This window comes from Enterobacter sp. DTU_2021_1002640_1_SI_PRY_ASU_LCPMC_013 (assembly GCF_032389435.1).
Taxonomy (GTDB): Bacteria; Pseudomonadota; Gammaproteobacteria; order Enterobacterales; family Enterobacteriaceae; genus Enterobacter; species Enterobacter hormaechei_C.
This window is the reverse complement of record NZ_CP135594.1, coordinates 1575145-1588017: the sequence shown is the minus strand read 5'-3', so window position 1 is coordinate 1588017 and position 12873 is coordinate 1575145. Positions and strand designations below refer to the sequence as shown.

General features: G+C 54.0%; 10 protein-coding genes. 2 read left to right on the top strand and 8 right to left on the bottom strand.

What is annotated here, in order from left to right:
- The first annotated feature begins 26 nt into the window (after nucleotides 1–26).
- Complete coding sequence (gene pflB, locus RS584_RS07485) at nucleotides 27–2309, top strand: formate C-acetyltransferase (protein ID WP_015570975.1); 2283 nt, start codon at nucleotides 27–29, stop codon at nucleotides 2307–2309.
- A gap of 203 nt (nucleotides 2310–2512) precedes the next feature.
- Nucleotides 2513–3253, top strand: coding sequence for a pyruvate formate lyase 1-activating protein (gene pflA / locus RS584_RS07480; RefSeq protein ID WP_003858250.1), 741 nt, complete (start codon nucleotides 2513–2515; stop codon nucleotides 3251–3253).
- 36 nt (nucleotides 3254–3289) lie between these two features.
- Here the strand turns inward: pflA and RS584_RS07475 are convergent, their stop codons facing one another.
- The 8 genes from RS584_RS07475 to lolA all read right to left on the bottom strand — a co-directional run bounded on the left by RS584_RS07475 (nucleotide 3290) and on the right by lolA (nucleotide 12859).
- Nucleotides 3290–3811, bottom strand: a complete 522-nt coding sequence (locus RS584_RS07475; protein ID WP_045341496.1) for an anti-virulence regulator CigR family protein — start codon at nucleotides 3809–3811, stop codon at nucleotides 3290–3292.
- 123 nt (nucleotides 3812–3934) lie between these two features.
- Nucleotides 3935–5083 carry an MFS transporter gene (locus tag RS584_RS07470; protein ID WP_003858254.1) on the bottom strand — a complete coding sequence of 383 codons (1149 nt, stop codon included), beginning with the start codon at nucleotides 5081–5083 and terminating at the stop codon, nucleotides 3935–3937.
- A 274-nt stretch (nucleotides 5084–5357) separates the two neighbouring features.
- Entirely contained in the window at nucleotides 5358–6221 is an 864-nt protein-coding gene (locus tag RS584_RS07465) for a dimethyl sulfoxide reductase anchor subunit family protein (protein ID WP_017384834.1), read from the bottom strand.
- Nucleotide 6222: 1 nt separating this feature from the next.
- On the bottom strand, nucleotides 6223–6840 hold the full coding sequence (locus RS584_RS07460) for a DMSO/selenate family reductase complex B subunit (protein ID WP_315749199.1): 618 nt from the start codon (nucleotides 6838–6840) through the stop codon (nucleotides 6223–6225).
- A gap of 10 nt (nucleotides 6841–6850) precedes the next feature.
- Complete coding sequence (gene dmsA / locus RS584_RS07455) at nucleotides 6851–9295, bottom strand: dimethylsulfoxide reductase subunit A (protein ID WP_015570977.1); 2445 nt, start codon at nucleotides 9293–9295, stop codon at nucleotides 6851–6853.
- Between the two features lie 211 nt (nucleotides 9296–9506).
- Complete coding sequence (serS, locus tag RS584_RS07450; RefSeq protein ID WP_003858266.1) at nucleotides 9507–10799, bottom strand: serine--tRNA ligase; 1293 nt, start codon at nucleotides 10797–10799, stop codon at nucleotides 9507–9509.
- A gap of 92 nt (nucleotides 10800–10891) precedes the next feature.
- Complete coding sequence (rarA, locus tag RS584_RS07445; RefSeq protein ID WP_006809396.1) at nucleotides 10892–12235, bottom strand: replication-associated recombination protein RarA; 1344 nt, start codon at nucleotides 12233–12235, stop codon at nucleotides 10892–10894.
- A 9-nt stretch (nucleotides 12236–12244) separates the two neighbouring features.
- Nucleotides 12245–12859, bottom strand: a complete 615-nt coding sequence (gene lolA / locus RS584_RS07440) for an outer membrane lipoprotein chaperone LolA (protein WP_003858270.1) — start codon at nucleotides 12857–12859, stop codon at nucleotides 12245–12247.
- Nucleotides 12860–12873 lie beyond the last annotated feature (14 nt).

The window sequence follows — 12873 nt, the reverse complement described above, 5'->3', positions numbered from 1 at the left end:
AATCCACTTAAGAAGGTAGGTGTTACATGTCCGAGCTTAATGAAAAGTTAGCCACAGCCTGGGAAGGTTTTACGAAAGGTGACTGGCAGAATGAAGTCAACGTCCGTGACTTCATTCAGAAAAACTATACCCCGTATGAAGGTGACGAATCCTTCCTGGCTGGTGCGACTGACGCAACCACCAAGCTGTGGGACAGCGTAATGGAAGGCGTTAAACTGGAAAACCGCACTCACGCGCCAGTTGATTTTGACACCTCCGTTGCTTCTACCATCACTTCTCACGATGCTGGCTACATCAACAAAGCCCTTGAGAAAATCGTTGGTCTGCAAACTGAAGCACCACTGAAACGCGCAATCATCCCGTTCGGTGGTATCAAAATGGTTGAAGGTTCCTGCAAAGCGTATAACCGCGAGCTGGACCCAATGCTGAAAAAAATCTTCACCGAATACCGTAAAACCCATAACCAGGGCGTATTCGATGTTTACACCAAAGACATTCTGAACTGCCGTAAATCTGGCGTTCTGACCGGTCTGCCAGATGCCTATGGCCGTGGCCGTATCATCGGTGACTACCGTCGCGTTGCGCTGTACGGTATCGACTTCCTGATGAAAGACAAATACGCACAGTTCGTCTCTCTCCAGTCTGACCTGGAAAACGGCGTAAACCTGGAAGCGACTATCCGTCTGCGTGAAGAGATCGCTGAACAGCACCGTGCGCTGGGTCAGATCAAAGAGATGGCGGCTAAATACGGCTGCGATATCTCTGGTCCTGCAACCAACGCTCAGGAAGCTATCCAGTGGACCTACTTCGGCTACCTGGCCGCTGTTAAGTCTCAGAACGGTGCAGCAATGTCCTTCGGCCGCGTATCCACCTTCCTGGATGCGTACATCGAACGTGACCTGAAAGCAGGCAAAATCACCGAACAAGACGCTCAGGAAATGATTGACCACCTGGTCATGAAACTGCGTATGGTTCGCTTCCTGCGTACCCCAGAATATGATGAGCTGTTCTCTGGTGACCCAATCTGGGCAACCGAATCTATCGGCGGTATGGGCGTAGATGGCCGTACTCTGGTAACCAAAAACAGCTTCCGCTTCCTGAACACCCTGTACACCATGGGTCCTTCTCCGGAGCCGAACATCACCGTTCTGTGGTCTGAAAAACTGCCTCTGAACTTCAAGAAATTCGCCGCTAAAGTGTCCATCGACACCTCTTCTCTGCAATACGAGAACGATGACCTGATGCGTCCTGACTTCAACAACGACGACTACGCTATCGCTTGCTGCGTAAGTCCAATGGTTGTTGGTAAGCAAATGCAGTTCTTCGGTGCGCGTGCAAACCTGGCGAAAACCATGCTGTACGCAATCAACGGCGGCGTTGATGAAAAACTGAAAATGCAGGTTGGTCCTAAGTCTGAACCGATCAAAGGCGACGTGCTGAACTATGACGAAGTCATGGAGCGCATGGACCACTTCATGGACTGGCTGGCTAAACAGTACGTGACCGCGCTGAACGTTATCCACTACATGCACGACAAGTACAGCTACGAAGCCTCTCTGATGGCGCTGCACGACCGTGACGTCGTTCGCACCATGGCGTGTGGTATCGCAGGTCTGTCCGTTGCTGCTGACTCCCTGTCTGCAATCAAATATGCGAAAGTTAAACCAATTCGTGACGAAGATGGTCTGGCTATCGACTTCGAAATCGAAGGCGAATATCCGCAGTTTGGTAACAACGACGCTCGCGTTGATGACATGGCGGTTGACCTGGTAGAACGTTTCATGAAGAAAATTCAGAAACTCACTACCTATCGTAACGCTATCCCGACTCAGTCTGTTCTGACCATCACCTCTAACGTTGTGTATGGTAAGAAAACCGGTAACACCCCAGACGGTCGTCGTGCTGGCGCGCCATTCGGCCCAGGTGCTAACCCAATGCACGGTCGTGACCAGAAAGGTGCGGTTGCCTCTCTGACCTCCGTTGCTAAACTGCCGTTTGCTTACGCGAAAGATGGTATCTCTTACACCTTCTCTATCGTGCCAAACGCGCTGGGTAAAGACGACGAAGTGCGTAAAACTAACCTCGCGGGTCTGATGGATGGTTACTTCCACCACGAAGCGTCCATCGAAGGTGGTCAGCACCTGAACGTGAACGTGATGAACCGTGAAATGCTGCTCGACGCGATGGAACACCCTGAGAAATATCCTCAGCTGACCATCCGCGTATCTGGTTACGCAGTACGTTTTAACTCCCTGACGAAAGAACAGCAGCAGGACGTTATTACTCGTACTTTCACTCAGTCCATGTAAGTGGAATTGACTGAAATCACGCGTTAAAAAGCGTACAATAAAGGCTCCACGCAAGTGGGGCCTTTTTAACACCCTCGCTTTATCAGTCTCTTTTGTCCGCTATCTATACTTAATGGATAACAGCCAAAACAGACTCGACATAGCCTTTGAGCTGTGCATCTACATAGGCCCCCGGATGGGCCAAATTCGGAGATATCACCGCAATGTCAATTATTGGTCGCATTCACTCCTTTGAATCCTGTGGCACCGTCGATGGCCCGGGGATCCGCTTTATCACTTTCTTCCAGGGCTGCCTGATGCGCTGCCTGTACTGCCATAACCGTGACACCTGGGACACCCATGGCGGTAAAGAAGTCACCGTTGAAGATCTGATGAAAGAGGTGGTGACCTATCGCCACTTCATGAACGCGTCCGGCGGTGGCGTGACGGCATCCGGCGGTGAAGCCATTCTTCAGGCTGAGTTTGTGCGCGACTGGTTCCGCGCCTGCCACAAAGAAGGCATTCATACCTGCCTCGACACCAACGGCTTTGTGCGCCGTTATGATCCGGTTATTGATGAACTGCTTGAAGTGACCGATCTGGTGATGCTCGATCTCAAGCAGATGAACGATGAGATCCACCAGAATCTGGTTGGCGTTTCAAACCACCGTACGCTGGAATTTGCCAAATACATTGCCAATAAAGGCGTCAAGACCTGGATCCGCTACGTGGTGGTGCCGGGCTGGTCAGATGATGATGACTCTGCACATCGTCTGGGTGAATTTACCCGGGATATGGGTAACGTGGAGAAAATTGAACTCCTGCCCTATCACGAGCTGGGTAAACATAAATGGGTGGCGATGGGTGAAGAGTACAAACTCGATGGCGTGAAGCCGCCGAAAAAAGAGACGATGGAGCGCGTCAAAGGTATTCTTGAGCAGTATGGCCACAAGGTCATGTATTAACGAAAAGGCCCGGTGAAAACCGGGCCTTTTTATATTCTATTTAAAGACGCCGTTAATAACGGAAGTCACAATCGCCGTACTCAGCGCAATTAAGACCAGGTCGTCACCTACCACGCGCCATTCATAGCCCGGATAGGAAGGAAGCTGACCCAGCATATCGGCTGGCACGGTTTTCTTCGCAATGCCCGGAGGCAGTGGCTTACCGCGCGCCAGGTTTTTCGCAATTCCCGGAGGCAGAGAGTCGTAGCCTGTTAAGCCGTAATTCAGTGCCAGATGGCGGGCATGATCGAAGCTCACGCGAGCATCCACATCATTACCGACATCTTTGCTGTTTTTAAAGCTCTTATCCGATTTCCCAGGGTTATCCTGACCGTTATTGTGTTTATTACCATGGTTACCAGCGTTCCCGTTACCATGATTGCCGCTATTACCTTGTCCGCCACCGTTTCCGTGACCACCGCCATTCCCGTTTCCTGGATTAGCCATGGCCGGAGCCGTTGCAAACGTTAAAGCCAACACAACGGCAACTGCGGTAGTGGAAAAACGACGAGTAGACATGATTGCTGCCTTTTAGTGGTAGAACTCATTTGAATTATCGCCAGGCAGTAAAAACTCACAATAAGTAAAAGTCTTATATGTGACAGGGACAAAAAAGCCTGTCATCGACAGGCTTTTAATAAGTCAGGCATGGGCCACTGGCGTTGGATGTTCGCCCACTTTGCGCAGCAGCATTAACAGATAAATAAACGACACGCTGGCGATCATGATAAACAGCAGATTATCAGAATAATTTTGCATGAGCATAGCGGTAAAAGTCGGCCCCAGTAAACTGCCGATGGTGTAACTCAGCAACAAAGCCTGGTTCATTGCAACCAGCTGGTGATGCTCAACTTTCTCACAGGCCCAGGCCATCGCGACCGGATAGAGCGTAAAGCCCGCAGCTCCCAGAATGAACAGCGCAGGCGCCATTGCGGCGTTGCTGAGCATGGCGAGACAGCCCATGATGACCACGAAAACCTGGACGCGCAGCACCAGCAGACGACCAAAGCGGTCCGCCAGGCGGCCAATCGGCCACTGCCCGACAATCCCCGCGCTGACCATCACCGCCATCCAGAAACCGATCCCGGAATCACTGACGCCCTGATGGTTAAGATAGAGCGGCATCAGGCCATAGAGCGAGCCCAGCACAATCCCGGAAATAATGCAGCCGTTAACCCCCAGACGCGCCTGGCGCAGTCTCAGCATCGGCCAGACGTGGGTAGCTTCCTGATGCTCGCTGTTTTGATTCACAATGCGGGTAAAGAGCAGCGGCAGGATCGCCGCCAGAACCATGCCCGTCACCCACGGCAGCACGCTCATCAGGTCGGTTGGCAGTTTGCTGACCATCAGCTGTCCCAGAACGGTACCGACGTAGTAAACCATCATATAGGCCGCCAGCAGACGCCCGCGATTACGGGACGTTCCGCTGCACATTAGCGCACTTTCAACCACCACCCAGATCATGGCGCAGCCGACGCCCGCAATAAAGCGCCAGACCATCCAACTCCAGAAGCCGACCATGAGGCCTAAACCGGCGCAGCCGACGGCAAAGATCAGCGACGCCAGATAATAACTGCGGTTAAAACCAAAGCGCTTAATAAGGCTGCCCGTTAATAAGGTGCCCAGCAGATTGCCCGTAAAAAAGGACGAGCTAACCATACCCACCTGCCAGGTCGGTAAGTTTTCATGGGCGAGCCATAGCGGGACGAGTGTGTTTAACACCGCGATCGCCAGGGTCAGCAAAAGCAGGCCACAGAGCAACAAAAGCACCGGGCGGGTATAGGTGGTCATGGATTAAAAACCGTGAGGAAGTTCAGATTTCGTGGGCATCATGCCACTGGCAAAAACAAAGTCAATCCACCGGTTCAGGCGTCACGCACGTTATGCGCCTTGTCGATTTAAAAAACTCATCCTGCTAATGCAAAGCCTGTTACTGATATTAATTATCTATTTGTTTTTATTTATTTCCGGGAATTTTTACAACGAAACATCAGTCGAAAAATTTCATGAATGAAAAAAGAAAAGCCGGGCGCTATGTCCCGGCTTTTTATAACAAAATCTAAAATTAGCTGGCGATAGCCATACCGACCGTCATATGCAGACCGTAAAATACGCCGCGACCAATTAACTCTCCTGCCAGCACCAGCACAAAGGCCAGGGACAGTAACGGCAGCGCAGGCGAGTAACCTTTAAGCTGAGGGGCAATCCAGCACACCAGCGCCGCCGTCAGCAGCACCACACGCCAGGCCATCAGCGAACCGTAATCCGGCACCAACGCCGAAGCCTGCTGGATAGAGCTGTGAATGGTCGCCAGCTCCGCTCCCTGCATGAGCGCGACAACGGTACTGATTACCAGCGCCAGCAGCGAGACCGCGGGCAGCAGGCGCATCGCCCAACCATTAATACCAGCCACACGCAGCAGCAGATAACCCAGCAGCGGCCCGCCAATAAACATGGTCAGGAAGAAGCTCATCGGCGTCCAGACGCTGTACCAGGTCGGAACGGTATCGATAGTGTTGTACACCCGGACCATCATCCAGACGAAGACAACGCCCAGTACCATGGTGACGATGAGCCACAACGCGCGTAACCCTGAAGGCAGCTTTTTCAGCGCTGCCAGTAACCACCCCAGCCCACCAACGGCAAAGAAGATTGCCCCGCTGGCAATCTCGTTACTCAGCGAAGAGGCGCCTACGCGGTTCAGGGAGTTAAACGCGCGCATCGGTGAGCCCAGGTGCAGCGTAGAGGCGATAAACCCAATGCCCATCAACACCCACAGGCCAAACATGCTCAACACCAAACGCTGCTGCTGTTCAGCATTGAGGTTCCCTTTTAACAGCGCCAGCGCAAGGACGATAAACCCGCCCGCCACGCACTGCCCAAAGACCGTGAAGATCATCAGCGGCCATTCATGCCATCCACTTCCCATCTCACACCTCCTTCGGGTTTGCCAGGTAGCCGGTGGTGTCACCCGTCGGACGGCTGTTGGCGTTAGGTTTAATCACAATACACGGCTTCGTGAAGTGCGCAGACGGCAGCGGCGCGACGGCAGCAAGCTGACCGTGTTTTTTGCGCAGCTCTTCAATCGGGCCAAAGTCCAGCGCGCGCAGCGGGCAGGATTCGACGCAGATGGGCTTTTTGCCGTCCGCCACGCGGCTGTGGCAGCCGTCGCACTTGGTCATGTGGCCTTTGGCGGCATTGTACTGCGGCGCGCCGTACGGGCAGGCCATGTGGCAGTAGCGACAGCCGATGCAGACATCCTCGTCCACCACCACAAAACCGTCGTCGCGCTTGTGCATTGCCCCGCTCGGGCAGACCTTGGTGCAGGCCGGATCTTCGCAGTGGTTGCAGGCAATCGACAGGTAATAGGCGAAGACATTCTGATGCCAGACGCCGTTGTCCTCCTGCCAGTCGCCGCCCGCGTATTCATAGATACGCCGGAAGCTGACGTCCGGGGTCAGATCTTTGTAATCCTTACAGGCCAGCTCGCAGGTTTTGCACCCGGTGCAGCGGCTGGAATCAATAAAAAATCCATACTGGGTTGTCATCGGTTACTCCTTACGCCTTTTCAACCTGAACGAGGTTTGTGTGGGATGGGTTGCCCTTCGCCAGCGGCGACGGACGCTGCGTAGTGAGAACGTTGATGCAGCCCGCCTGATCGATACGGTTCGCATCCGGGTTATACCAGGCCCCTTCCCCCAGCGCGACAACGCCAGGCATCATACGCGGAGTCACTTTAGCTTCGATATGCACTTCGCCACGTCCGTTGAAGATACGTACGCGATCGCCATTACTGATGCCGCGCGCTTTCGCATCCATCGGGTTGATCCACATCTCCTGTCGGCAGGCCGCTTTCAGTACGTCAACGTTGCCGTAGGTGGAGTGAACACGCGCTTTGTAGTGGAAACCGGTCAACTGAAGCGGGAATTTCGCCGTCAGCGGATCGTTGTAGTTTTCGAAGCCTGGCGTATAAATCGGCAGCGGATCGATTACGTCCCCTTCCGGCAATTCCCACGTTGCGGCAATTTTTGCCAGCTCTTCGGAGTAGATCTCGATTTTGCCCGACGGCGTGGTCAGCGGATTGGCCTGCGGATCGTCGCGGAAGGCTTTATACGCCACGTGATGCCCTTCGGGATCGCGCTGCTTGTACATGCCCTGCTTGCGGAAGGTATCGAAGTCCGGCAGGTCAGGAATGGCTTTGCGTGAGAGCTCGTGCAGATGGCGCATCCACCCTTCCTGAGTACGTCCTTCAGTGAACTGCTGCTCAACGCCAAGACGTTTCGCCAGCTCGGAAGTCATCTCATAAATGGTTTTGCACTCGAAGCGCGGTTTGATGGCCTGGTCAGTGAAGATCACATAGGACATGTTGCCGCAGGAGGCGTCCAGCGCGAAATCCATCTGCTCAGACGCAGTGCAGTCTGGGAGCAGAATATCGGCATACTTGGCCGATGAGGTCATGTGGCAGTCGATCACCACAATCATTTCGCACTTCTTGTCGTCCTGCAAAATTTCATGGGTGCGGTTGATTTCAGAGTGCTGGTTGATCAGGCAGTTACCGGCGTAGTTCCAGATCATTTTGATCGGCACGTCCAGCTTATCTTTGCCCCGAACACCGTCACGCAGCGCGGTCATTTCCGGGCCGCGCTCGATCGCGTCCGTCCACATAAACATGGAGATGCTGGTCTGAACCGGATTATCCAGCGTTGGCATACGTTCAAACGGGACTTCATACGAGCCTTCACGCGCCCCGCTATTACCGCCGTGAATACCAACGTTGCCAGTCAGAATCGAGAGCATAGAAATAGCGCGGGTGGCAATTTCGCCGTTCGCGTGACGCTGTGGTCCCCATCCCTGGCTGATATAAGCCGGTTTGGCTGAACCAATTTCACGGGCCAGCTGAACAATACGTTCGACTGGAATGCCGGTAATGGTGGATGCCCACTCAGGGGTTTTCGCTACCCCGTCGCTGCCCTGACCAAGAATGTACGCTTTGTAATGCCCGTTAGCCGGTGCGCTGGCTGGCAGGGTCTTCTCGTCATAACCCACGCAGTATTTATCAAGGAACGGCTGATCGACGAGGTTTTCAGTGATCATCACATACGCCAGCGCATTGACCAGCGCCGCATCGGTACCAGGGCGAATAGGGATCCACTCGTCTTCACGTCCCGCGCCGGTATCGGTATAGCGCGGATCGACGATGATCATACGTGCGTTGGATTTGGCGCGCGCCTGCTCAAGATAATAGGTTACCCCACCGCCGCTCATCCGGGTTTCGCCTGGGTTGTTACCGAACAACACCACCAGTTTACTGTTTTCGATATCCGACGGGCTGTTACCGTCTGCCCAGCCGCCGTAGGTGTAGTTCAGCCCCGCAGCAATCTGTGCGGAAGAGTAGTCGCCGTAATGATTGAGATAGCCGCCGCAGCAGTTCATCAGGCGCGCCACCAACGTTTTACCCGGCGGCCAGGAGCGGGTCATGGTACCGCCCAGCGTGCCGGTGCCGTAGTTGAGGTAGATGGATTCGTTGCCATACTCTTTGATCAGGCGCTGCATGTTAGTCGCGATAATATCGTAGGCTTCGTCCCAGCTAATACGCTCGAACTTCCCTTCCCCACGCTTACCGACGCGCTTCATTGGGTATTTCAGACGATCCGGGTTATAAACGCGACGGCGCATTGAACGGCCACGCAGACAGGCACGAACCTGATGTAACCCTTCGTAGTTATCATCGCCGGTATTGTCTGTTTCGACATATTTGATTTCACCGTCCACAACATGCATACGCAGAGGACAACGGCTACCACAGTTAACGGTACAGGCACTCCACACCACTTTTTCCGGGGCTGAAGCGGGAGACAGAGCCTCCGCCGCCGACGCCAGACGGGTAAAAGGGAGCGTAAAGGCGCTGCTGGCAACCGCCAGACCGCCTATTGCCGTGGTTTTCATCAACCCACGGCGAGTGACCTCGGCAGCCATTAACGCTTCAGGCGCTTTGATTTTCATAAAGACTCACTTTGGTTGCTCACAAAGAAATAAAGGGCGGCATATACCGCTATATAGTTTTATGTATAACGATATTTTTGGTTATCAGTGTTTTATGCTGACTTTCGTTCGGAGGAGTATTACTACTTTAGAGGGAGGGGTTATTGCTTCGTATCAAATCAGAGGCATAAAAAAAGCGCCCTGAGGCGCTTTTTTGTCTTAGAGCAAATAATTAGCCGATGAACTGCTGGCCTTTCATGTAAGGGCGCAGCACTTCAGGGATCTCAATGCGTCCGTCAGCCTGCTGGTAGTTTTCCAGCACAGCAACCAGCGTACGGCCTACTGCAAGACCAGAACCGTTCAGGGTATGAACCAGACGGGTTTTCTTGTCAGATTTGCTGCGGCAACGCGCCTGCATACGACGCGCCTGGAAATCCCAGACGTTGGAGCAGGAGGAGATTTCACGGTAGGTGTTCTGCGCAGGCACCCAGACTTCAAGGTCGAAGGTTTTGCAGGCACCGAAGCCCATGTCGCCGGTGCACAGCGCCATACGGCGGTACGGCAGGCCCAGCAGCTCCAGCACTTTCTCAGCATGACCGGTCATCTCTTCCAGCGCGTCCATAGACTCTTCCGGACGAACGATCTGCACCATCTCAACTTTATCGAACTGGTGCATACGGATCAGACCGCGCGTATCGCGACCGTAAGAACCGGCTTCAGAACGGAAACATGGAGAGTGCGCGGTCAGTTTGATTGGCAGATCGTCTTCGTCGATGATCTCATCACGCACGAGGTTGGTCAGCGGCACTTCCGCGGTTGGGATCAGCGCGTAGTTGCTGCTGTCTGCTTCCTCGTCCAACGGACGGGTGTGGAACAGATCGCCGGCAAATTTCGGCAACTGGCCGGTACCGTACAGCGTATCGTGGTTAACCAGATACGGAACGTAGGTTTCGCTGTAGCCGTGCTGCTCGGTGTGCAGATCCAGCATGAACTGCGCCAGAGCGCGATGCAGATGGGCAATTTGACCTTTCATGACCACAAAGCGAGAACCCGTCAGCTTAACCGCAGCCGCAAAGTCCAGGCCCGCGTGCATTTCGCCCAGCGTGACGTGATCGCGCACCTCGAAGTCAAACTCGCGAGGCGTACCCCAGCGTTTCACTTCAACGTTGTCGTTTTCGTCTTTGCCGACAGGCACGCTGTCGTCAGGAATGTTCGGGATCGCCAGAGCGATATCACGAATTTCAGCCTGAAGAACATCCAGTTCAGCTTTCGCCTGATCCAGCTCTTCACCCAGTTTGTTCACTTCCAGGCGTAATGGCTCAATATCTTCCCCGCGCGCTTTCGCCTGGCCAATGGATTTCGATCGAGAATTACGCTCTGCTTGCAGATTTTCAGTTTGTACCTGCAAAACTTTACGACGCTCTTCAAGAGCGCGCAGCTTATCTACATCCAGCTTAAAGCCCCGGCGTGCCAGTTTTTCAGCGACTGCGTCTGGCTCATTACGCAGCAGATTGGGATCGAGCATGCTTATCCTGTGCTTATCGAATTAAAAAAGGAAAAAGTGACCACAGCCTGCGGCCACAGAGATATATTGCCAACATTACCGCAACGATTGAACTAACGGTAGCGTTTTATAGGGCTATTTTGATCCTGTCCGGCAAGCCAGGCGAGCTTTTCGCCAATCTTACCCTCAAGACCTCTGTTTGTGGGATGATAATAGCGGGTTTGTGCCATCTCCTGCGGGAAATACTCTTCCCCGGCGGCGTAGGCATTGGGTTCATCATGGGCGTAGCGATACTCCTGCCCGTAACCCATCTCTTTCATCAATTTGGTTGGCGCATTGCGCAGATGAACCGGCACATCGTAGTCCGGACGTTCACGTGCATCTGACATCGCCGCTTTGAAGGCGGTATACACCGCGTTACTTTTCGGCGCGCAGGCCAGATAGACAATTGCCTGCGCAATGGCACGCTCACCTTCCGCGGGTCCGACGCGGGTAAAGCAGTCCCAGGCGGAAATAGCGACCTGCATGGCGCGTGGATCGGCATTACCGACATCTTCTGACGCGATGGCCAGGCAGCGACGCGCGACATATAACGGATCGCCACCGGCGGTAATGATACGCGCGTACCAGTAGAGCGCCGCATCCGGGGCGCTGCCGCGCACGGACTTATGTAATGCAGAGATCAGGTCGTAAAAACGATCGCCTTTATTATCGAAGCGCGCGCTGCGTTCACCGGCTATTTCGGTCAGCAGCTCCTGCTTTAGCACCCGCTTTCCGGCATCATCCACTTCGGCCATATCGGCCATCATTTCCAGCGTATTCAGCGCCCGACGCGCATCGCCGTTGACCAGTTCAGCGATCGCACGACGCGTGTCGTCCGGCAGAACGATATCCTGTCCGCCGTAACCCCGCGCTTTGTCCTCCATCGCCTGGGTCAGAACCTTTTCGATATCCTCTGTGGTCAGGGATTTAAGCAGGTAAACGCGGGCGCGGGAAAGGAGCGCAGAGTTCAGCTCAAACGACGGGTTTTCCGTGGTTGCGCCGATGAAGAAAATCGTGCCGTCTTCAATGTGCGGCAGAAACGCATCCTGTTGGCTCTTGTTGAAGCGGTGGACTTCATCAACAAAAAGAATGGTGCGGCGCCCGGCATTACGGTTTTGCCGCGCGCGCTCGATCGCCTCACGAATCTCCTTCACGCCGGAGGTAACCGCCGAGATGCGCTCAACGTCCGCGTTAGCATAGCGGGCGATCACTTCAGCGAGGGTTGTTTTGCCGGTGCCGGGTGGCCCCCAGAGGATCATGGAGTGCAGATGCCCCGCCTCAATAGCGCGCGGCAAGGGTTTCCCCGCAGCCAGCAGGTGTTGCTGGCCGATGTACTGCGCTAAATTTTCTGGCCGCATACGGGCGGCCAGAGGTTGAAACGCATTATCTGAAAAATCGAGCGACAGGTTGCTCACTCATGCCTCTTACTTATTACGTTGGTCGTCCACCGTTACGCCCTGCGGCGGGGTAAAGGTGAATTTCGAAGCATCTACAGCGCCGTTTTGCTGAGACTTAAGCTGATAGCTACTGCGCTGATCGTCCTGTTCAACCGCACCGAACTGATTGATGGTACCGTTGCTGCTCACGTTAATGGTGAACTGCTTCAGGTTACCGTTGCTGCCTTTTGGCGTCAGGACGAACTCATCACCGTTTTGTTTAATGTTGTACTGCTGCCAGTCGCTGGACTGGTTACGGGCAATGAGCATAAACGGCGTATTGCTGGTCGCGTCTTTCAGCCAGGTGGCGGTCGCCTGCTCAACAAACGGGTTGTAGAACCATAAGGTTTTCCCGTCGGACACCAGCACGCTTTCATCCGGCTGGGTCATGTGCCAGTTGAAGAGATTCGGGCGTTTCACCCACAAATCCCCCTGACCTTCCTGCACCGCGTTGCCACTGCCGTCAGTCACTTTTTGCGTGAAGCTGGCGTGGAAGCTGCTCACTTTATCCAGTCGGCTTTTAAGGTCGCTGGCTGCATCAGCCCAGACGCTGCTGGCAACAAAACTGGAAAGTAATGCACAGGCGATGGCGATTTTTTTCATTGTTATTCCTTAAA